The following is a 19,611-nucleotide window of genomic DNA, read 5'->3' on the forward strand; positions in this document are numbered from 1 at the left end:
GCGCTGTGCTGGTGGGCAGTGTGCCGCCCCCCACTGACAATCCGTTCGGCGCCATCGGTCAGGCCCCGTCCGCCAGGCCGTCCGGGCTGTCCGGGACGGCGGGCAGGCCCTCCGGCAGGGCGGCGGTGAGCGCGGAGACCGCGGTGCCGATGCCGGACAGGGCCGCGGTGAGGTCCCCGCCGGACGAGCCGGCCGAGGCCGCGGCCATGATCACCTTGAGCGAGCGGAGCAGCCCGGCCGCGGTGGCGCTGCCGGTGTGCCCGTCGCGGTAGGCGGTGAGCAGGTCCTGGACGGTGGGGCAGGCGAGGTTGAGGTAGAGCCGGGCCTTCACCTCGCCGTCGGTGCGCGCGGTGAACGCCCGGGCCAGCCGCAGCGCGGCGGACGGGATGCGGGCGTCGGCCTGGTCGTCCTCGATCCTGGCCTTCAGCTCGGCCTCGCGGTCCGGGACGAGGACCAGCGGCAGGCCGGGCGGATCGAACCGGGCCGGGACGAGCTGCTCGCCCGGGTCCGCGAGGGCGCCGGACAGCCAGGCGGCCTCCTCCGCGGGCAGCGGGCGTTCCGGGTCGCGGAACAGCTCGCGGTTGCCGCTCTCGCTGCCGAGTTCGACGATCCGGCAGTCCCTCAGCTGGGCGTAACGGCGCAGGAACGGCAGTACGGCGTAGCGGTCGCCGCGCGCGATCGGCACCTGCATCGCCCGGTAGAGCATCTCCTCGAAGCCGCCGCCGCTGCCGAGGGCGACGTGCACCGCTCCCCCGCCGGCCGCCCGCAGCGCGCCCGCGGTCAGGTCGCCCTGCGAGGTGGGCACCGGGACGTCGTCGGCGAGCAGGGTGAAGAGCCGGTCGTCGCAGAGTGCGGCCCCGAGCAGGTCCTGGCCGTGCCGGCTGAGGATGCGGCGCCAGACGGCGGGCCGCAGCCGGGCGGTCTCGTAGAGGCCGTCCACGATGGCGTCGGCGAGGGCCTGCTGGAGGGCGCGGTAGTGCCCGTCGCGCTGGAGGTCCTCGCGGCTGGCGGTGGGGGTGAGCCGGCCGGACTCGACCACGCCGCCGATGAACCCGGCCCAGCTGGGCAGCAGGTCACGGGCGTCCTCGGCGAGCAGCATGCCGCGCAGGTAGACGGCGAGGTCGCGGTTGTCGGTGCTGCCGTAGGTGCCGCCGTCCTGGACCCAGAGCAGGCCGACCGCGTCGGTGCCGTCCTCGGCCGCGTCCGGGGCCGGCTGCACCGGGAAGGCCGTCAGCGGTTCGAAGCGGCGGCCGAAGGCGGCGGCGAACCGCATCCGGGCGGCGTACTGGTCGCCGTCGGAAGGCCGGCGCCAGGGCACCCGGACGCCGTTGACGGGGTGTTCGTCGTCGCCCACGTAGACCGGGATCGGCAGCAGGACGCAGTACCGGCCGAGCACCTCGCGCAGCGCGTGCTCGTCGGCGAGGTGGGCGTGCTCGGCCTTGAGCGACAGCTCGACGACGGTGCCGGGCAGCGGCCGGGCGGCGACCCGTTCGACGCTGTACTGTTCGCCGCCGTGGCTGCGGTAGCGGTGGCCGAGGCCGGGCTCGCGGTGCGAGGTGGTGGTGACGACGACCTCGTCGGCCACCGAGAAGGCGGAGAGGAAGCCGAGGCCGAAGGCGCCGATGAGCTCCTGGTTGCCGGTGAGTTCGCGCAGCATCCGGGTGTAGCCGGTGCCGACGGTGGCGAGGTAGGCGTGGATCTCCGGTTCGGTGAGGCCGGCGCCGGTGTCCTCGATGCCGACGGTGCGCCGGTCGATGTCGCCGCGCACCCGGATCAGGGGCCGGTGGCCGCCGTCCGGGTCCTCCAGGAGGCGGCGGGTGTGCGAGTCGTGGGCGTTCTGGACGAGTTCGCGCAGGGCGACCAGCGGGGTGGAGTAGAGGTGGGTGGCGAGGACGTTCACCAGTCCGCCGAGATCGACCTCGGTCGTACGCAGATCCTCGGCGGGCACGGGGTCGGGCGGGAGACCTTCAGACATGGGTCCTCAGTGTGCCAGTGCGACTATCCGGCGACCATTTGTTTCTGAGGGGAGGTCGGGACTCGGTCAACCGGACATTGACGGCGAGGTCCCGCCCCCGGTACGCGCCTCAGGGCCGCACGCCGTCGGCCGCCTCCGACGGCCACCTCCGACGGCCGCCGCCTTCGGGCAGCCCGAGGACGGCCCGGACGACCCGCCGCAGGCAGTCGCCGAGGTCCGGACGGGCGCCGCACGGACGGTTCCGCACCCCGTCGTTGACCAGCGCGAACAGCGCGTGCACCCGGATCCGGGCCTCCACCGCGTCGCACTCCGGCCGCCCCGGACAGCGGCCTCGCGCAGGGCCCGGGCGGCCTCGCGCCGACCCTGGACAGCCGAAACTACCCGCGATTAACTTGTGGAGCGATCACCTGGCCCCGCCAGGCGTCAGCCGGGCACCACCGAAGGGAGCGCCACCGTGCGCCGCACCGTGTTCACCGAGGACCACGAGGCCTTCCGGGAGACCATCCGGGACTTCGTCGCCAACGAGGTCGTCCCCGTCTACGAGAGCTGGGAGGCCGAGGGCCACCCGCCGCGCGACTTCTACCGCAAGCTCGGCGACCTCGGCGTCTTCGGCATCGAGGTGCCGGAGGAGTACGGCGGTGCGGGCGAGAGCGGTTTCAAGTACCAGGCGGTGATCACCGAGGAGGTCGCCCGCGCGGGCGTGAGCTTCGGCTCGTCCGGCGTGCACACCGGCCTCGTGCTGCCGTACCTGCTGGAGTACGCCAACGAGGAGCAGAAGCGGCGCTGGCTGCCCGGCTTCGTCTCCGGCGACCTCATGACCGCGATCGCGATGACCGAGCCGGGCGCCGGCTCCGACCTCGCGGGCATCTCCACCACCGCCCGGCTCTCCGAGGACGGCACCCACTACGTCCTCAACGGCGCCAAGACCTTCATCACCGGCGGCGTGCTGGCCGACCTGGTCCTGGTGGTCTGCCGCACCGCCCCGTACGACCCGGAGAACCGCCGGGCCGGCCTCTCCATCCTCTGCGTGGACACCACGTCCGAGGGCTACACCGTCGGCCGCAAGCTGCAGAAGATCGGGCTGCGCACGTCGGACACCGCCGAGCTGGCGTTCAGCGACGTCAAGGTGCCGGTGGAGAACCTGCTCGGCGAGGAGGGCCGGGCCTTCTCGTACCTGACCCACAACCTGGTGCAGGAGCGGCTGGCGATCGCGGTCGGCGCGTACGCGGCCTCGGCGGCGGCGGTGCGGTTCACCGTCCAGTACGTCAAGGACCGCAAGGTCTTCGGCAAGGCGGTGGCCGAGTTCCAGAACACCAAGTTCTCGCTGGCCGACTGCGAGGCCCAGGTGATGGCCCAGCAGTCGATGGTGGACCGCGCGCTGGAGCTGTACCAGAACGGCGAGCTGACGGTCGCGGACGCGGCGGCGGCGAAGCTGTTCTGCACCGAGTCGGCCTCGACGCTGATCGACAAGTGCCTTCAGCTGCACGGCGGTTACGGCTACATCCTGGAGTACCCGATCGCCCGCCTCTACACCGACAACCGGGTGTTCCGGATCTACGGCGGCACGAGCGAGGTCATGCGCAGCATCATCGCCAAGTCGCTTGGTCTGTAGGTACGTTCGGACCGGCGGCGGGCCGCACCCCCATGGCGGCCCGCCGCTGCCGTCGCACGGGCCGCCATGGGGCCGCCGGGCCGCCCGGTCGGACGCGCGGCTCAACCGGGCGCGCTGCTCAGTCGGGTGAGCGACTCAGCCCGGGTGAACGGCTCAGTTGGGTGAACCGTGCTCGGCCCGCCAGGCCTCCCAGCCCGCCGAGGACGCCGCCTTCGCGCCGTGCAGCGCACGCTGCGCCAGCTCGACGGGCGGGGTCTCCAGCCGCTGCAGCCAGCTCCGGCCGGCCGTGGCCACCGCCGCGCACACCATCACCGCACCGGCCAGCCCCAGCACCGCCCCGACACCTGTGAGGATGGCACCGCCGGCCAGCAGCGGGCGGTTGACCTGGAATCCGCTGAAGAAACTCTCGTTCGCCATGCCTCCACCATGGAGGGTGTCGGCGGCCTCCGCACGCCGAGCGGCTCCGGGCGGCCCCGAGCGGCTCCGGGCGGCTCCGGGCGGCTCCGGGTGCGCGAGCGCACCGTGTCCGCGACGCTGGGCCGGAGGGCCCGCCGCGACGGGCGGCCCCCGCCCCGGACGCCCCGCCGGGCCGGCGCAGGAGGACACGCGATGGTCGATCTCGAACAGCTCGTCGTGGAGCACGCCGCCAAGGCCGCCGAGAGCCCGCACGGGCGCAGTGCCCATCTGGCGCTCCACGACGGCGTCCTGCGGCAGACCGTGATCGCGCTGACCGCCGGCACCGCGCTGGACGAACACAACGCGCCGACCGCAGCCAGCCTCCAGGTGCTGCGCGGCCGGGTGTCGCTGACCATCGCCGGCCGCCTGCAGGAGCTGTCGGCGGGCCAGCTGTACCCGATCCCGCAGGAGCGGCACGGGCTGCTGGCCCACGTCGACTCGGTGGTGCTGCTGACCGCCGTCACCGTGTAGCCGGTTTCGGCGCCTACCGCGCGGCCGGCTTCGCCCTGATGACCCGGGTCGGCGCGGACTCCCCGCTCGCGCTCGTCCTCACCGCGGCGGGCATCCTGGCGGCCGGCACCGTCGGCACCATGACCCTGACCGCCGAGATGGTGGTCTCCGCCGCCCCGGTCGAGCGGGCCGGCGCCGCCTCCGCCACCTCCGAGACCGCCGTCGAACTCGGCAGCTCCCTCGGCATCGCCCTGCTCGGCGCGGCCGGCGCCGCCGTCTACCGCTCCCACCTGGACGGCGCCCTCCCCGCAGGCCTGGACGGCGAAGCCGCCGGCGCCGCCCGGGACACCCTCGGCGGCGCCGTCACCGTCGCCGCCCACCTCCCCGGACAGCTCGGCACGGACCTCCTCGGCGCCGCCCGCGCCGCCTTCACCGACGGCCTGCACGTCGCCGCCGTCGTCGGCCTGGTCTTCGCCGTCGGCGCCGCCGCCCTCGCCTACCGCCTGATGAACCGCCTCCCCGCCGCCCGCCCCACCGAGCCGGCCCCACCTGACCCCCGCCCTTCCCCGACCGGTCCGGCCCGCCCCCGCGCGTCATCAGGAGCCCCCGCCCGGGCCTCGGCCCGGGCGGGGGCTCTCGCGCTGCTCAGGCCTGGAGATTTCGATAGACGTCGCGGCGGTTGCCAACGACCAGGACCCAGATGATCAGCTGTCCGTCCTCAAGCGTGTACACAACGCGGTAGTCCCCCACCCGCAACCGCCACCGCGCGTTGTGCCCCTGCATGACCTTGATGTCGAAGGCGGCGGTGTCACCCGCGTTCAACGCTTCCTGGAACTCGGCAAGGCGCCGGAGGATGCGCATGGCATCGGGCCGGGCGACTTTGATCAGGTCCCGCTGGGCGTGCGGAGTGAACCGCGTGACATAGCCCATGGCGGTCAACTGTGGTGGTCGCGGAGCAGGGCGGCCATCTCCTCGAACGAGACCGACCCCTCAGTGCCTTCGGCCTCCGCCTCGTCGGCCAAGCGGTTGAGCCAGGACTCTTCGGACTGCTCCGCGAGTTGAGTCAGCCGCCGGTACTCGGCGATGTCGATCACCACCGCTTCCTGCTTGCCTCGGCGCGTGATGATCGTCGGAGTCTCGTCCCTGTGGGCCCGGTCAAGGACATCCGCAAGGTGGCTCCGCACTTCGGCCATAGAGGCGATCACCGGCTCGGTCATGTAACGAATGTACCTGTTGTACATGGGGCTGGGTGCAAATTTCAGCGAACGCCTCCTTTGCCTCGCCCCCGGGAGTGACACCAGGCGCAGTTGGACACTGAAACCCGAGGCCTGAAAGCACTCCCGCAACGCCTTGACATGGCTACGTCCTCCCCGCAAGGGATCCGTTCGGATCAGACGATCGCTGGGCGCGATCACCGGGGTTAACGACGTCGAGGTCTGAAGGTCACACGCCGCGAAGGCGGATGACCGCCTGAAGCATGAAGACTTCGGGCGGTCACGGACCGACCAGCACGTCACAGCGGGCGGGTCGCCACCCAACAACAGAACCCCGCAGGTGCGGGGAGCACGGTCGCCACACCTCTACGTCGGGACCAACCCCGCACATGCGGGGAGCAAGCAGTCGGCCAGGCACTTGTGGCACCGCTTAAAGCCTATTGAGGAGGACCGAGTCAGAAAGCACTAAGCGATGAACACCCTGCCAACGAGTGGCGACCGCACTACCAGGCGCCCGCTAACACATTCGCCTGATCGAACACCCGCGGCAGGCCAAGCTGATTTCATGTCAGCGAACGAAGGGCCCGAGCGGTCCGAGCAAGCCGGCGGGCGCCCGGCTCGCGGTAGAGGCGCGGCTGGAGCGGGCCAACTATCCGCAGGAAGCGCCGACTCGACGCGGGCACCGGCCAGCCCGGCGGCTGGGCCGCGGGCGGTCCACCCGGGGGTGGAGGTGGCGGTGTCCACCCCCGGGCGGGTGTGTTCCGGGCGGGGGTGCGGGAGCTTGGTGGGGTACCCGGATCCGGCGTCGAGCGTCAGGAGTCCCCCCATGTCCCTGCCGAGCCTGCTCGCCCTTCTCGGCATCCTCTGCTGGGTGGGCTACGAGCTGCTGCTGCGCCGCCGCGAGGATGCCGCCGCCGGCACCTGGCGGGCGGACGGCCGCGACCGGGGTTCCACCCGGCTGCTGCTCTCCTGCTACGCCGCCTCGGTGGCCGTCGTGGTGCTCTTCGGCCGGGCGTCGATCGGCGAACTCCCCGGGTGGGCGCGCTGGTTCGGGGTGGTCCTGCTCGCCGCCGGGCTCGCCCTGCGGGCCTGGGGGATGCACACCCTCGGCCGCTACTACACCCGCACCCTGCGGACCGTCGACGCCCAGCGGGTCGTCCGGGAGGGCCCGTACCGGCTGATCCGGCACCCCGGCTACTGCGGCAGCCTGCTGGTCTGGACGGGCTACGCACTCGGCCTGGGCAGCTGGCCGGCGACGCTGATCGTCGCCGCGCTGCTGCTGGTCGCGTACACCTGGCGGATCGGCGCCGAGGAGCGGCTGCTGCTGACCGCGTTCGGCGACGAGTACGCGACCTACCGGCGGGGCTCGAAGCGGCTGATCCCGTTCGTCTATTAGGACGGGCCCGGCGGGTCGCCGACGACTCGGGACAGGACGCGCACGTGGCCGCGGGTGCCGTCCGGCCGGGGGCGATCATGTGGTCCAGACCACTGCTCGGGATCCGCTTGAGCAACACCTGGTTTTTGACCAGCGTTTCCCAGCCGGTGTATACGTTCGTCGCCGCGGACAGGCATACTGGCGAGGTCGGGCGGTTTGCCCTGCTGAGACTCTAGACAAGAAGGGACCGGTGGCCAGGGATGCTGCGGAACGGTCTTGAGCCCTGGCACCTCCTCGTGGTGCTGGCTGTCGTTGTCCTGCTGTTCGGATCGAAGAAGCTGCCGGAGATGGCCCGCGGCCTCGGCAAGTCGATGCGCATCCTCAAGGCGGAGACCAAGGCTCTGCGCGAGGACGACGCCCCGGCCGACGCCGCCGCCGCTGCCGCCGCTCCGGGTACGGCGCAGAGCACCGCCGCCCCCCAGCCGCCGGCCGCCGAGCAGCCCCGCCCTGCCGCCGTCAACCCGACCACCGTGACCAAGGCCACCGAGACCACCCGGTCCGCGACCAGCGCCTGAGCACCCGGTCCTCCGAAGGCCCCCGGCTCCCGTCCTCGACGGAACCGGGGGCCTTCGTCGTGCCTGCGCGGCCGCCGCTCCCGGGCGCTTCCCGACTGGCCGTCCTCTTTGATCCGTTATCTCCTGGTATGCACCGACCGGAGGAACGGAGTTGAGGCATGTCAGCCAGCGAGCCCACCGAGCCCGGCGAACCCGCCCGGCCCACCGGCGCCACCGGCTCTGCCGCCTCCGCCGACGAACTGGCCGAGCTGCGCGCCCGCCTCAGCGCCGTCGAGGCGCACGCCCGGCAGCCTCCCCGGCACCGGACCCGGTCCTTCTTCGCCGTCCTGCTGGTCCTGCTGGCCTGCGTGCTGACCCCGGTCAGCGAGGTCGCGGTCTGGACGAAGTCCCAGGTCACCGACACCGACCGGTACGTGGCCACGATGGCTCCGCTCGCCCGGGACCCGGCCGTCCGGGCCGCCGTCACCAACCGGGTGACCGACGAGATCGTGAAGTACATCCCGGTCGACTCGCTGCTGGACAGCGTCGCCCCCGCCGACCGGCCCCAGCTGGGCGCCCTGCTCGGCACCATCGGCCAGGCGCTCACCAGCGGGCTCACCGGCTTCGTCCACACCCAGGTCGAGCGGGTGGTGGACAGCGACGCCTTCGCCGGGATCTGGACGGAGGTCAACCGGACCGCGCACGCCGCCGTCGACAAGATGCTGACCGGGGAGGGCGGCGGCGCCGTCCAGATCAAGAACGACACCGTGGTGCTCGACCTCGCCCCGCTGATCGCCCAGGTCAAGACCCGGCTGGTGGACAACGGGCTGTCGATCGCCTCGAAGATCCCCGAGATCCACACCCAGTTCACGCTCTTCCAGTCCGACGCCATCCCCAGGGTGCGCACCGGCTTCCGGCTGCTGGACCTGGCCGGCTTCTGGCTGCCCGTGCTGACCGTGGCCTGTGCGGTCGGCGGGGTGCTGCTCGCCGAACGGCGGCGGCGGGCGGTCGTCACCGTCGCCCTGGGCATGGCCGGCGGGGCGCTGCTGCTGGGCCTCGGGCTGAGCGTCTTCCGGGTCCTCTATCTGGACCGGCTCCCGGCCGGGGTGGACCAGGCGGCGGCCCAGGCGGTGTACGACACCCTGATTCGCTATCTGCGCTCGGCCGTCCGGGTGGTGATCACGCTGGGTCTGCTGATCGCCCTCGGCGCCTGGATCAGCGGCGCCGGCGCGCACGCCGGAACGGTCCGGGGCCTGTGGCGGTCCGGGATCGGCGGGGTGCGGCACACCGCCGAGCGGGGCGGGGTGCGGCTCGGGCCGGTCGGCCGGTTCGTGCACCGCTGGAAGGGGTGGCTCGGCTGGGTGGCCGCCGCGGGCGCGGGGCTGGCATTCCTGCTCTGGAGCTATCCGACCGTACTGGTGACGCTCTGCCTGGCGCTGGTGCTGCTGGCGGCGCTGGCGGTGCTGGAATTCCTGGACGAGCCGGACGGGGGCGGCGGCGAGCACGTACCCCGACCGGCCTGAAGGAGGAGGCGGGGTCTCTTCCTGAGGGACGATCAGCCACGAGCGGTGCCGGCGTGGGGACCGGTACGGGGTGAGGCGCGCGGGGCGCCCTCAGTCCCTGATGACGCAGCGGAAGCCCAGGTGGCAGGTGGTGGTGTCCTCGGACTGCGGCATCCGGGCCGGCGGGCGGTAGCGGCGGCAGTAGGTGGGCGCGCAGAGGAACGAGCCGCCCTTGATCACCCGGCGCGGGATGCCGGGCGCGGCCGCGGCGGGGTCGACGCTCGCGGCGCGGGCGTCCGTGACGCGGGCGTCCCCCGCGCGGCCGTTTCCGCCGCAGCAGCTCGGTGTGGTGCCGCGGTGGCGCCCGGTGTAGTGGTCGGCGGTCCACTCCCAGACGTTGCCGATCATGTCGTACAGCCCGAAGCCGTTGGCCGGGTAGCTGCCGACGGGTGCGGTGGCCCGGTAGCCGTCCGGTGAGCGGTTGGTGAGCGGGAAGTCGCCGTGCCAGGTGTTGGCCATCAGCCGCCCGCCCGGAACGAGTTCGTCGCCCCGCTCCCGGCCCCAGGCGAACTCGGTACCCTCCGAGCCGCCGCGCGCCGCGTACTCCCACTCGGCCTCGGTCGGCAGCTCCTTGCCCGCCCAGGCCGCGTACGCCCGTGCGTCGGCGAGACCGATGTGGACGGCCGGGTGGTCGCCGAGCCCGTCGATCGAGCTGTCCGGCCCGTACGGGTGGCGCCAGTCCGCACCGGGGACGAAGAACCACCAGTTGTACGCGTTGCCCAGGTCCACCGGGCGGTCCGGGCTGCGGAACACCGAGGAGCCGGCCACCAGGAGGTCGGGCAGCGCGTCCGGGTACTCCGCGGCGGTCGGCGCGATCTCGGCGGCCGTGACATGGCCGGTGGCGGCGACGAAGGCGGCGAAGTCGTCGTTGGTGACGGCGTACCGGTCGATCCGGAAGCCGCGGACCACCGCCCGGTGGGCGGGCGCCTCGTCGGGGTAGTGGTGGTCCGAGCCCATGGTGAAGGCCCCGCCGGGCAGGTGCACCATCTCCGGCCGCTGGTCCGGCATCGTCTCCCCTGCTCCCGTTTCCCGCCTTCTGCGCTGTGCCGCTGGACGTTACGGCACGCCCGGACGGAGCAGTCCGGCGGGCGGCCCGACAGCTGCGCGGCGCAGGCTGAGCAGGATGTCCGAGAACCCGTCACCAGAGCCGCGCGACCGCATCGACGTGCGGGCCTGGTTCTGGCTGTTCGGATCGTTCGCGGTGCAGATGGTCGCGTACTTCAATCTTCCGCTGCGCTTCTTCGGAGACCACCGGCCGGTGGTCAGCTGGCTGGCCTTCGCGGTCATCCTCACCGGCCTGAGCGGGCTGCTGCTGGCCCGGATCACGGACGTCCTGCGCGGCACCGGCAAGCGGCCCGGGGTGTGGCTGGTCTTCCTGATCTGCCTGTCGCTCACCTGCTTCGCCGGTGCGTACTACGTGCTGGCCGGCCACCCTGGCGAGTTCGCGGGCCTGTACACCCGGCTGGACGCGCTGTACTTCACGGTGGTCACCATGGCCACGGTCGGGTACGGCGACATCACCGCGGTCGGGCAGTCGCCCCGGCTGGTGGTGGTCCTGCAGATCGCGTACAACTTCGTCTTCCTCGCGGCCGCCGCGGGGACTCTGAGCAGGACGATCCGCAGCGGCCTGGAGCACCGGGTCCACCGGCACGACCAGGGCGTCCAGCCGACCGACCAGGGCCAGGACGGGTAGAAACCGTCCGCACCCGGATATCCGCACAGTTCCCTCGACCCGCCCGGATCCCGGCCGGTAGCGTCCCGTTCGCCGTTCGGTCGTTGCCCGGGCCCTGTCACCGGTGCGGCGGCAGGACCCGGACGACGGCGCCGGTCAGCCCATGCTCTTGGCCCCGTCCAGGGACTCCCGGACGATGTCGGCGTGGCCGGAGTGCTGGGCGGTCTCGGCGATGACGTGCAGCAGCACCCGGCGGGCCGACCACCGCGCGCCGGACTCGAACCACGGGGCCTTGGGCAGCGGGTGGCCGGCGTCCAGGTCGGGCAGCGCGGCGACCAGTTCGTCGGTACGGCGGGCCACCTCGGCGTAGTCGGCCAGCACACCGGCCAGCGTCTCCTCGGGCAGAAGCCGGAACTCGTCCGCCCGCCGGGCCCAGTCGGCCTCGGTCATGGCGGTGAAGTCCGGCATCGCCGAGGGGCCCTCCAGGATGAAGCCCGCCCAGTTCCGCTCGACGTCGGCGACATGCTTGATGAGGCCGCCCAGGCACAGTTCGCCGGCGGTGGTCCGCAGCCTGGCCTGCTCGTCGGTGAGGTCGCGGGTGGTGAAGCGCAGGAAGTGCCGCTGCTTGGCCAGCGCCTCCAGCAGATCGGCACGCTCGCCGGTCACGACCGGGGCGTCGGCCTGCTCGGGAGTGGCCAGTTCGTTGACGGTCATGATGGCTGCCTTCCGTTGTTCCTGTTCGTCGTCAAGAAGAACGCTAGAAGGGATCTAGGTCAGTTCCTGACCTCTATGGCGGGCGAATGGAGGGCCGATCGCGACGACGATCGGCCCTCCACCCCGCCGATCCGAAAAAGCCCCAGCGGCCGGCGCCGGTCAGCCGCGGCGGTGCCGATGACGCAGAAGATGGCACTCTGTCTGAACAACTACCGTCCCTTAGAGGGCAGTTCATATGAGTACTCAGACCGAGTTCGAGGCGAAGATCCTCAACGTCGACCCCGTGAAGATTCGCGCCATGCTGGTGGAAGCGGGTGCCGAGCACCACGGGGACCGGCTCCAGCGCCGCTATGTCTACGACATTCCCGGTAGGACCGGGACGTGGGTACGACTGCGGGACAACGGAACCGCCGCGACGCTATGCGTCAAAGAGATCCTGACCGACGCCATCGACGGCGTGAGGGAGACCGAGACCCGGGTGGGTGACTTCGACGCCACGAACGCCATTCTCGGCAAGCTCGGTTACCAGCCGAAGGCGTACCAGGAGAACCGCCGTTCGTCCTGGTCGTTGAACGGCGCCGCCGTCGAGATCGACGAGTGGCCGCTCATCCCGCCGTACCTGGAAGTCGAGGGAACCAGCGGCGACCACGTCCACGAAGCGGTGCGCACCCTCGGGCTTCCGGTGGATGAACTCACCAGTGAGAACACCACGTTGGTCTACCGCCGGTACGGCATCGGCATCGAGCCGATCCCCCGGCTCACGTTCGGGTGAAAGGGCAGGTCCCCGTGCGCGTGGCCGCACCACCACGAGTCCGCATCGTGCGAGACAACACGGTCCGCATCAAGGTCATTGACGACTGCGGACCGGCCTGCACGTTCTGCCACAACGAAGGCGGCACGGCCCGTTGCCATAGGCCTTGCCGGCTATGACGCTGTCCGGCTTCTTTCGGGGCCGGCCAAGTCCCCGGCGGGGAACCCGAATCCTCTCCGGTACCGGCACGAACCGGGTGCAGTCGGTCTCGTCACGCGCCACCTGATGTTCATCGGCCACACCCACCCGGACCAGGGCAATCAGGACTGGCAAAGCGTCAAACTCGTGGCTGTCCACGATATCCCGGGCCTCAGGAGGCGAAGAGGATGTGTCGCGGGGCGCCCTCCCCCAACGTCACCCCTTCGAACCTGGAGCGTACTTATGAGCCCTACCCGTCGTGACGTCCTGAGGTGGGGAGCCGGAGCAGGCGGTGTGGCAGCCGCCGCCGCGTTCGGTCTTCCGGGCGTGGCCGCCGCCGCAAGCTGGTCCAGCCGGAACTGGATGAGCAACCTGCCCGACAGCCTCCCGCTGACCAGGATGACGATCCCCGGCACCCACGACACCTGTGCCAACAACGCCAACAACGGCACCATGTGGGCCAAATGCCAGAACTGGAGCATCTGGGACCAGTTCGAGAAGGGCATCCGCTTTGTCGACATCCGCCTGAACGGCCTGCAGGGCACCGCGAACGAAATGGGTGTCTACCACGCCAGTTTCTACCAGGACATCCGCTACCAGGACGTGCTCAACGCCTGCGACAACCACCTTCGGAACAATCCGAAGGAGGTCGTCATCATGCGGGTCAAGAACGAGAACTCGGGCGGCCAGGCGCTCGGCGCGGCGGAGTTCCGACGCCGGTTCAACTTCTACCTGGACGACCCGTCGATGAACTTCCGTCCGCGGTTCTGGACCAACCCCTACTGGCCCACCCTGGGGCAGGCTCGCGGCAAGATCGTGCTGGTCGCCGACTTCGACAACCCGTGGACCGTACTCCAGTGGTCCAGTGGCTCGAACAGCTTCTTCCGGACGCAGGACATCTGGGACGGGAACGGCCAGGGCATCGAATACAAGAAGAACAAGATCATCGAGTGGTTCGACGAGGCCTACTTCCACCAGAACGCCGCCGAGATGTACGTGAACCACACCAGCTACGCCAACGGCGTCTGGCCCAGCACCAACGCGGGCAACATCTTCCCGGTGGTCCGCTACTACCTGGACCAGCGGAAGACCGAGCGAATCCACTTCGGCATCGTCCCGATGGACTTCCCCGACTACGACACCGAGGTCCTGCGGCTCTTGATCGACAAGAACTTCATCTAGCCACCCTGCGGGACGCCGGCGCCCGATCCCGGCACCTTCCGGCGAGTGCCCTCGTGTGCGGCCGTTCCTGCCGGCGAGCAACGGCCGGTACGGGCGGTGACGTGACCACCGCCAGGTGATCGCGCCAACACCCGTACCGGCCGCCGGACTTCGGAAGATGCGGCAGGAGCCGCGTCCACTCGTCGTTCGTCAGATCGCCTCGCCCCGCGACCAGAACGAAGATCCCGGGGCGAGGCGGTCACATGATCCGCCGGACAGTCTGCGGTCAGCGGCGTTGCAACGGACACGGCGGGGGTGTCTCGCCGGTCGGGTTGAAGGTTCGGGGGCACGACACGGCCGAGACCGATCGGAGCTGCCGGCCGGGAGTCCAGTACGTCCACATCACGTCGTGCGGGAAGGTGCCGAGGAAAGTCCGGGCGTGCTCCAGCCGGATCGCCGGATCGAGGTCGGTCTCCAGCGCCGGGGAGTCGGCGAGTTGCTTGCCCAGCCACTCCAGTGTCCCGGCCGGGTCGTTCGTGGTGAGCTTGATCTGCGCCGCCGGCTTGGCGAGCCAGTGCATGACCTCCAGTGGTGGAACCGGGCTCGACCACGCGGGCCGTGCGCCGTTCTGCGTCTCGGGAGGCCGTCGCTCGACATCGTCGGGACGCTTGTTGCCCGACCAGGCGTAGCAGTGCCAGTGCAGGCCGGGCCTGTTCCAGTGATCCATGAGCGCTCCACCCTGGTCGGGGGCGGGCCCCGCTCCCAGTTGCGCTGGGAACGGGTCCCGCCTTTCCGGTGTGCGTCAGACGGTAGTGGCGAAGCGGGCCGGGTCGATGCCCGACGCGCCCAACTCCGCCGTGTCGAACCGCAGTTCACGGCCGGGGCCCTTGACCTCGCCCATGACCCACAGGCCGCCGGCCACGCCGGGCACCTCGCGCAGGGTCGCGCCCTCAGGTGCTCAGGTGCGGGGAACGCCCCAGTCGTCGAGGATGCGGCCCGCCTCGCCGCCCAGCTCGGGGTGGTGCAGCAAGGTGCGGACCAGGTCGGCCCGTTGGGCGGACGGGCCGGCCTGCCGGACGGCGAACAGGGCGTTGTCGGGGACGAGCGGGTCGCCCTCGTGCTCGCCGAGGGCGGCGGCCAGCGCCCGGTGGACGGCCGGGTCGTCGGCGTAGGGGCCGAACGCCATGGCCACGTGCTGCCGCACCAGGTCCTCGTCGCGATCGGCGAAGGCGGCGAGCAGGGCGTCGGCCACCTCCCGTTTCGCGGCGGGGTCGGCCGGCGGCGAGAGGCGGAGGACGGTCGCGCACTCGACGCGGGCGAGTTCGTCCTCGGCCGGGTCCGCGACGACGGAGGCGAGGAAGGCCGCGACGGTGGGGTCGGCCACCGCGTCTTCGAGCGCGGCGACGATCCGGACCTTGTCGTCGCTCCCCGGCGGCAGCGAGCGGAACCGCGCGACGAGACGCTCGGCGGGCGAGAACGGCGAGTGACCCTCCCGACGGGTCGGCCCCCGGGAGCCGCGGCGCCCTCCGGGCCAGGACGGGCCCTTGGCCTTGGGGGTCGGAATGTCGCTCACCGGCTCAGCGTAGTGCGGCTCGCCCCGGTCCCCTCGCCGGATCGGCGAGGGGACCACGGGATTCGGCCGTCAGGCGGGTATGCGGTGACGCCCCTGGGGGGTGGGGTTGTGGGTTTCGGGGCCGTAGTGGCCGGCCTGGCGGGCGATCCAGGCGTATTCGGCGGTGCCGTCGGGGAGTTGGCGCAGTTCCCAGCGGCCGTGGCGGGTGATCGGGGGCGGTGGCGGGGTGGCGGCCCGTTCGCTGGGGTGCGGCATCCTCAGGGTCGCGAGGACGCCGAGGACGACGGTGGCGATCGCGAGGGCGAGGAGGGCCGCGAACGCCGCGCCGATCAGGAAGTTGACGGTGCCGGGTGTCATCGGCGGATTCCGAGGACGCGGGTGCCGAGGTGGGCGGCGAGGCCGTGGAGGAGTTCCTCGGCCTGGTCGCGGGTGAGGGGGAAGGCGAGCTGTTCGCCGGGGCCGGCGGCCACGTCGAGGTCGACGGCGAGGCGGAGCTGGACGGTGGCGTCGGGGACGTGTTCGACGGTGAGGTAGGGGACGGTGGTGCGCTCGACGTGGGCCGGCTGGGTGGAGCTGGTGGCGAGGGGAATCACGACTCCCACGGGTCACCGCCCCGCCCGGCTTCGTGGAGCAGGTGGAGGAGGTTGAGGAGCGTGCTGACGGGCGCGTTGCCGAAGTCGATCAGGACGCGGCCGTCGACGGTGCCGTTGTGGGTGGTGGCGGAGCCCCAGAGGATGCCGTGGGGGCGGCCTCGCTCGCGGAGTTCGCCGAGGAGGGCGGTGACCTGGGCGTCGGTGTAGTCGCGCATCCGGGGGTCGTCCGGGGCGAGGGGCCGGTGGCGGGCGTTCACGCGGCGGCGTCCAGCTCGAACCATACGATTTTACCGTTCTTGCGGGGCGTGGTGCCGAAGCGGTGGGTGAGCTCGCGGACCAGGTGCAGGCCCCGGCCGGACTGCGCGTACGGGTCGGCGCACTCGCGCGGCTCGGGCAGCACGGGGTTGTCGTCGCTGACGCAGACGCGCAGGCTGCGGCCTTCGAGGAGGAGAATCACGACGGTCGGCGCGGGGCTCCCGCCGTGCTTCCAGGCGTTGAAGTACAGCTCGTGGAGGGCGAGTTCGGCGTCGTAGATGGCGTCGTCCGGCCATCCGGCGAGGGACATCGCGTCACTCAGCTCCGCGCGGGCGGCGGACCAGTCGGGGATTTCGGGCAGGCTGAAGGCACACATGAGGGGAACCTCCGTGAGGGTGCGGGTGTGGGGTTCGTCGTTCACCGGCGGAAACATCGCCGTGAGCCAGGCCAGAACGGGACTGGTGACGCCACGCATGGCTGCTCTGCGGTGCGGGGGCAGCAGGCGCCTACTGCCCGGGAAACAGGCATTACTGACGATCCGTCGGACCGACTGTGAGATAGACCATAATGCACCATCGCCTGAGTTTTTAGGTCCGCAGCAGAAAGTTCCCCCTTCCGTGTGACCGAGCCCAGATGGACCTACGTGCTGCCAGCCCGGCACACTGACCCCAACACCGACAGAGAGGACGTCATGGCTCTTCGCCCCAACCCGACTCTCCGTCAACGTCGACTCGGCACCGAGCTGCGACGGATGCGGGAACAAGCCGACCTCGGGGGAAGCCAGCTCGCCCGCATGCTCGGCATCAGCCCCGGTCAGATGACGCAGATGGAGACGGCGAAGATCGGTGTCAGCCCCGAACGCCTACGCACGGTCGCTTCGGCCTGCAACTGTGCCAACGGGCCGCTCATCGATGCCCTCGCCCGCGTGGCCGCAGAGCGTGGAAAGGGTTGGTGGGAGGAGTATCGCGGCATCTTGACGACTGACTTTCTTGAGGTGGCAGAGCTTGAAGCCCACGCAACCCGGCTGACGTTCTGCACCACCACGTACATGCCCGGCCTGCTTCAGACCAGCGCCTACGCAGCTGCCGTGTTCGCTCGGCTCTTCCCACCCCTGTCGCCACAAGGAATCGACACCAGGACAGCCTTTCGAATCAGGCGACAGGAGGTCGTCCGCTCCGGTTCGACACCGCTACGAACATTCATCCACGAGGCCGCGCTGCGGATGCAATTCGGCGGACCCACGGTGCTCGTGAATCAGCTTGGCGCTCTCCTTGATGACTCCGAGCGGCCCGGAATCTCCGTTCGAGTTGTGCCATTCGCTGTTGACACCTTCCCCGGATCTGGCGAGAACCTCACCTTCGCCGAGGGCTCAGTCCCCGAACTGGATACCATCGAGATGGACGTAGCCCAGGGCGCACTCTTCTTTGACTCACCGGCGGACCTGGCCAAGCATCGGGCCATCTTCGCCCGCCTGGACTCCACCGCGCTCTCCGAAGAAAGCTCGCGCGAGTTCATCCGATCAATCATGAAAGAAGTGGAAGCCGCGAATGCCTAACTCAGAGTGGCAGAAGTCGAGCTTCAGCGCCTCAAACAACGAGTGCGTCGAGGTGCGTACCGTCGACGGGCTGGTCGAGCTCCGCGAGTCCGACACCGGCGACATCATCGTCCGCACCACCCCCGCCAAGTTCGCCACGTTCCTCCAAGGCGCCAAGGCCGGCGAGTTCGACCACCACGCCAACCACATCGCCTGACCCCACAACCACCAGCCGCCCCTCGCTCACCCGAGCGAGGGGCGGCCGCAGAACGGGTCGGCGCAGCCCGCCGATCCAGGCCCGGAAGGCAGGGCTGGAACCTAAGGTGTGCTGTCTCGGGACGCAGCGCGACCGCGTCCCACTTGAACTCCCCCGAGCACCTCGCAGCACCCATGAGGACATCCTGTTCACGGACCCGAAGATCCGCTTCTCAGAAGTGTCCACAAACAGGGGTAAAGCCCCACGTTCACCGACCCCCGGCTCTGCGCGGCCATCGCGGACCGGCTGGCCTTCCGGTTCACCCTGATCGAGACCGGCATCGAGTCCTACCGCCTGGCCGCCACCGAAGCCGAGCACCAGCCGAGCCGCTGACCAGCCGAGCCGGGAGCGGAGGACCGGCGGTCGAGGTGACGCGATGTCACGGCTGCCCGCCGAGCCCGAGCTTCTTCACCCCGAACGGGGAGAAGATCATGTGGGCAGCCCAGCCGTGGTGGATGAGAGCGATCTGGGAAGGCACCGGCGTCACCGGATAGATGGCCTTGCCCCGCGACCAGTTCGCGAGCAGGCCCTCGGTAGTGTCGACCGCGGAGACGACCATCGTCACCTGGAGCTTCCCGTCGCCCCACGTGTTCCAAAGGGCCCACCCCTCGGGCCGGGCCTCGACTCCGAGGCGGGCGCACGCCTGCTCATAGGTCTCCCCCATGCCATCCGGCATCGCCCCGGGCCGCAGAATCACCACGCCCGCGAGTTTCAGCTCGGGGCGTTCCGCCTCATCGTCGAGGCAGCCGTCCCCGGGGAAATGGTAGTGGCGAAGCTCCCGGGCCAGCGCGTTCACCGCCCGCTGCAAGCGCGTCGCGTCCTCTGCTTCGGGCTGATACGAGAGCCAGCCCTCGACCGAGGCGGCGCCCGCGACCACGCTGGCGAGCCGTTCTATCTCTCGCAGGTGGTCGAGTTCGGAGAGTTCAGGTCGTGTCACGGCTGCCAGTCTCGCAGCGGCGCACGGCCGGGGCATCCCAGTTTCCACGCGCCTCGGAGACGAAACCGGGCCCTCGCCGGCCGGGCCTGTCAGGGGCCGAGAAATCCGCGAGGCCCTGCGGACGCCCCCCGGCACGGACGACGCCCGGACGCGGGTCCTGGCCCGGTGGGTCGGCATCGGTCTGGTGAGCCTGGGCGACTACCACGACGCACGCGCGTTCCTGTGCCAGGCGCTCGACCTGGCCACAGCCAGTGGCAACATCCGGGCCGTCATCGCCACCGAACTCAATCTCGGCGACGCCTACCGCTACGCCGGTGAAGCAGAGACCGCTGACGTGCTCTACCGCAAGGCCCTGGACACTGCCCGGAGCCGGCACCCGGAACTCGTCGACTTCGCCCTCCAGCACTTCGGCAAACACCTCATGGAACAAGGCGACCTTGTACCTGCGCGCGCCCACCTGCGGGAAGCGTGGCGGCTGCGGATCGCCAAGGGTGACACCGGGCTGATCGAATCCACCCAGGCCGCACTCGACCGCGTCGAGCTACTGATCGGACAGGCAGCCACCGGCACGGCCGCTCCGGCGGCTGGTGACGCAGAAGCGACACAGTGGAGCAAGCGATGGACCTCATGACTCCGATCCCGCACCACGGCCCGAACCCCGGCCCGGTGGGCTGAGTAGGGTCGGGGACTGGCGCGGTGGGCGATGCTCCGTTTCCAGTCCCCGCCGCTTCAAACCGTGCATGCAGTTCTCCCGCACACGGCTTTCCGA

At 71.0% G+C, this 19,611-nt stretch carries 26 protein-coding genes; 12 read left to right on the forward strand and 14 right to left on the reverse strand.

Annotation, left to right across the window (positions count from 1 at the left end; genetic code table 11):
* Positions 1-58: 58 nt before the first annotated feature.
* Complete coding sequence (locus ACIQIB_RS02570; RefSeq protein ID WP_400756284.1) at positions 59-1,975, reverse strand: ATP-binding protein; 1,917 nt, start codon at positions 1,973-1,975, stop codon at positions 59-61.
* 109 nt (positions 1,976-2,084) lie between these two features.
* Complete coding sequence (locus tag ACIQIB_RS02575) at positions 2,085-2,273, reverse strand: hypothetical protein (RefSeq protein WP_400756286.1); 189 nt, start codon at positions 2,271-2,273, stop codon at positions 2,085-2,087.
* A gap of 156 nt (positions 2,274-2,429) precedes the next feature.
* On the opposite strand from ACIQIB_RS02575, the gene ACIQIB_RS02580 reads away from it, so the two are divergent.
* Entirely contained in the window at positions 2,430-3,587 is a 1,158-nt protein-coding gene (locus ACIQIB_RS02580; RefSeq protein ID WP_400756287.1) for an acyl-CoA dehydrogenase family protein, read from the forward strand.
* Positions 3,588-3,740: 153 nt separating this feature from the next.
* Here the strand turns inward: ACIQIB_RS02580 and ACIQIB_RS02585 are convergent, their stop codons facing one another.
* Positions 3,741-4,004 carry a hypothetical protein gene (locus ACIQIB_RS02585; protein ID WP_363612433.1) on the reverse strand — a complete coding sequence of 88 codons (264 nt, stop codon included), beginning with the start codon at positions 4,002-4,004 and terminating at the stop codon, positions 3,741-3,743.
* Between the two features lie 192 nt (positions 4,005-4,196).
* Here ACIQIB_RS02585 and ACIQIB_RS02590 point away from each other — a divergent pair, with 192 nt between their 5' ends.
* Both ACIQIB_RS02590 and ACIQIB_RS02595 read left to right on the forward strand, forming a co-directional pair.
* A complete protein-coding gene (locus ACIQIB_RS02590) occupies positions 4,197-4,514 on the forward strand; it encodes a cupin (protein WP_363612431.1) in 318 nt (105 codons plus the stop codon).
* A gap of 38 nt (positions 4,515-4,552) precedes the next feature.
* On the forward strand, positions 4,553-5,197 hold the full coding sequence (locus tag ACIQIB_RS02595) for a hypothetical protein (RefSeq protein ID WP_400756288.1): 645 nt from the start codon (positions 4,553-4,555) through the stop codon (positions 5,195-5,197).
* On the opposite strand, the gene ACIQIB_RS02600 is transcribed toward ACIQIB_RS02595, so the two are convergent.
* Both ACIQIB_RS02600 and ACIQIB_RS02605 read right to left on the reverse strand, forming a co-directional pair.
* Positions 5,139-5,423 carry a type II toxin-antitoxin system RelE/ParE family toxin gene (locus ACIQIB_RS02600; RefSeq protein ID WP_363612428.1) on the reverse strand — a complete coding sequence of 95 codons (285 nt, stop codon included), beginning with the start codon at positions 5,421-5,423 and terminating at the stop codon, positions 5,139-5,141. The two genes, ACIQIB_RS02595 and ACIQIB_RS02600, sit on opposite strands and share 59 nt — an antisense overlap.
* Before the next feature lie 5 nt (positions 5,424-5,428).
* Complete coding sequence (locus ACIQIB_RS02605) at positions 5,429-5,710, reverse strand: type II toxin-antitoxin system Phd/YefM family antitoxin (protein ID WP_363612426.1); 282 nt, start codon at positions 5,708-5,710, stop codon at positions 5,429-5,431.
* 823 nt (positions 5,711-6,533) lie between these two features.
* Here ACIQIB_RS02605 and ACIQIB_RS02610 point away from each other — a divergent pair.
* The 3 genes from ACIQIB_RS02610 (at position 6,534) to ACIQIB_RS02620 (ending at position 9,159) form a co-directional block, all read left to right on the forward strand.
* Entirely contained in the window at positions 6,534-7,103 is a 570-nt protein-coding gene (locus ACIQIB_RS02610) for an isoprenylcysteine carboxylmethyltransferase family protein (RefSeq protein WP_363612424.1), read from the forward strand.
* A 239-nt stretch (positions 7,104-7,342) separates the two neighbouring features.
* Complete coding sequence (gene tatA / locus ACIQIB_RS02615; protein ID WP_363612422.1) at positions 7,343-7,657, forward strand: Sec-independent protein translocase subunit TatA; 315 nt, start codon at positions 7,343-7,345, stop codon at positions 7,655-7,657.
* A 158-nt stretch (positions 7,658-7,815) separates the two neighbouring features.
* Entirely contained in the window at positions 7,816-9,159 is a 1,344-nt protein-coding gene (locus ACIQIB_RS02620; protein WP_363614572.1) for a hypothetical protein, read from the forward strand.
* 90 nt (positions 9,160-9,249) lie between these two features.
* Here ACIQIB_RS02620 and ACIQIB_RS02625 read toward each other — a convergent pair whose 3' ends face one another.
* The gene (locus ACIQIB_RS02625; RefSeq protein WP_400756290.1) at positions 9,250-10,206 is read right to left on the reverse strand and encodes a formylglycine-generating enzyme family protein; all 957 of its coding nucleotides are present in this window, start codon (positions 10,204-10,206) and stop codon (positions 9,250-9,252) included.
* A 115-nt stretch (positions 10,207-10,321) separates the two neighbouring features.
* Between ACIQIB_RS02625 and ACIQIB_RS02630 the strand changes: the two genes are divergently transcribed.
* Positions 10,322-10,891 (forward strand): potassium channel family protein, encoded by a 570-nt coding sequence (locus tag ACIQIB_RS02630; protein ID WP_400660209.1) that lies wholly within the window; start codon positions 10,322-10,324, stop codon positions 10,889-10,891.
* 135 nt (positions 10,892-11,026) lie between these two features.
* Here the strand turns inward: ACIQIB_RS02630 and ACIQIB_RS02635 are convergent, their stop codons facing one another.
* Positions 11,027-11,584, reverse strand: a complete 558-nt coding sequence (locus tag ACIQIB_RS02635; protein ID WP_400660206.1) for a DinB family protein — start codon at positions 11,582-11,584, stop codon at positions 11,027-11,029.
* Between the two features lie 235 nt (positions 11,585-11,819).
* Between ACIQIB_RS02635 and ACIQIB_RS02640 the strand changes: the two genes are divergently transcribed.
* Both ACIQIB_RS02640 and ACIQIB_RS02645 read left to right on the forward strand, forming a co-directional pair.
* Positions 11,820-12,356 carry a class IV adenylate cyclase gene (locus ACIQIB_RS02640; RefSeq protein WP_400756291.1) on the forward strand — a complete coding sequence of 179 codons (537 nt, stop codon included), beginning with the start codon at positions 11,820-11,822 and terminating at the stop codon, positions 12,354-12,356.
* Positions 12,357-12,827: 471 nt separating this feature from the next.
* On the forward strand, positions 12,828-13,715 hold the full coding sequence (locus ACIQIB_RS02645) for a phosphatidylinositol-specific phospholipase C (RefSeq protein ID WP_400756293.1): 888 nt from the start codon (positions 12,828-12,830) through the stop codon (positions 13,713-13,715).
* Positions 13,716-13,980: 265 nt separating this feature from the next.
* Here the strand turns inward: ACIQIB_RS02645 and ACIQIB_RS02650 are convergent, their stop codons facing one another.
* The 6 genes from ACIQIB_RS02650 to ACIQIB_RS02675 all read right to left on the reverse strand — a co-directional run bounded on the left by ACIQIB_RS02650 (position 13,981) and on the right by ACIQIB_RS02675 (position 16,491).
* Entirely contained in the window at positions 13,981-14,421 is a 441-nt protein-coding gene (locus tag ACIQIB_RS02650) for a hypothetical protein (protein ID WP_400756294.1), read from the reverse strand.
* Positions 14,422-14,652: 231 nt separating this feature from the next.
* On the reverse strand, positions 14,653-15,267 hold the full coding sequence (locus ACIQIB_RS02655) for a hypothetical protein (protein WP_400756295.1): 615 nt from the start codon (positions 15,265-15,267) through the stop codon (positions 14,653-14,655).
* A gap of 69 nt (positions 15,268-15,336) precedes the next feature.
* Positions 15,337-15,624 carry a hypothetical protein gene (locus ACIQIB_RS02660; protein WP_400756296.1) on the reverse strand — a complete coding sequence of 96 codons (288 nt, stop codon included), beginning with the start codon at positions 15,622-15,624 and terminating at the stop codon, positions 15,337-15,339.
* Positions 15,621-15,860 (reverse strand): hypothetical protein, encoded by a 240-nt coding sequence (locus ACIQIB_RS02665; protein ID WP_400756297.1) that lies wholly within the window; start codon positions 15,858-15,860, stop codon positions 15,621-15,623. Before ACIQIB_RS02665 ends, ACIQIB_RS02660 begins: the two co-directional genes overlap by 4 nt.
* On the reverse strand, positions 15,857-16,117 hold the full coding sequence (locus ACIQIB_RS02670; protein ID WP_400756299.1) for a hypothetical protein: 261 nt from the start codon (positions 16,115-16,117) through the stop codon (positions 15,857-15,859). Before ACIQIB_RS02670 ends, ACIQIB_RS02665 begins: the two co-directional genes overlap by 4 nt.
* Positions 16,114-16,491 carry an ATP-binding protein gene (locus ACIQIB_RS02675; RefSeq protein ID WP_400653857.1) on the reverse strand — a complete coding sequence of 126 codons (378 nt, stop codon included), beginning with the start codon at positions 16,489-16,491 and terminating at the stop codon, positions 16,114-16,116. Before ACIQIB_RS02675 ends, ACIQIB_RS02670 begins: the two co-directional genes overlap by 4 nt.
* A gap of 315 nt (positions 16,492-16,806) precedes the next feature.
* Here ACIQIB_RS02675 and ACIQIB_RS02680 point away from each other — a divergent pair, with 315 nt between their 5' ends.
* Both ACIQIB_RS02680 and ACIQIB_RS02685 read left to right on the forward strand, forming a co-directional pair.
* Complete coding sequence (locus ACIQIB_RS02680) at positions 16,807-17,670, forward strand: helix-turn-helix transcriptional regulator (protein ID WP_363614593.1); 864 nt, start codon at positions 16,807-16,809, stop codon at positions 17,668-17,670.
* On the forward strand, positions 17,663-17,866 hold the full coding sequence (locus ACIQIB_RS02685) for a DUF397 domain-containing protein (RefSeq protein WP_363614594.1): 204 nt from the start codon (positions 17,663-17,665) through the stop codon (positions 17,864-17,866). Before ACIQIB_RS02680 ends, ACIQIB_RS02685 begins: the two co-directional genes overlap by 8 nt.
* Positions 17,867-18,284: 418 nt before the next feature.
* On the opposite strand, the gene ACIQIB_RS02690 is transcribed toward ACIQIB_RS02685, so the two are convergent.
* Positions 18,285-18,842 (reverse strand): hypothetical protein, encoded by a 558-nt coding sequence (locus tag ACIQIB_RS02690; RefSeq protein WP_363614596.1) that lies wholly within the window; start codon positions 18,840-18,842, stop codon positions 18,285-18,287.
* A 115-nt stretch (positions 18,843-18,957) separates the two neighbouring features.
* Here ACIQIB_RS02690 and ACIQIB_RS02695 point away from each other — a divergent pair, with 115 nt between their 5' ends.
* Entirely contained in the window at positions 18,958-19,473 is a 516-nt protein-coding gene (locus ACIQIB_RS02695; protein WP_363614624.1) for a tetratricopeptide repeat protein, read from the forward strand.
* Positions 19,474-19,611 lie beyond the last annotated feature (138 nt).

The sequence above is a fragment of the Kitasatospora sp. NPDC092286 genome (assembly GCF_044755565.1).
Lineage (GTDB): Bacteria > Actinomycetota > Actinomycetes > Streptomycetales > Streptomycetaceae > Kitasatospora.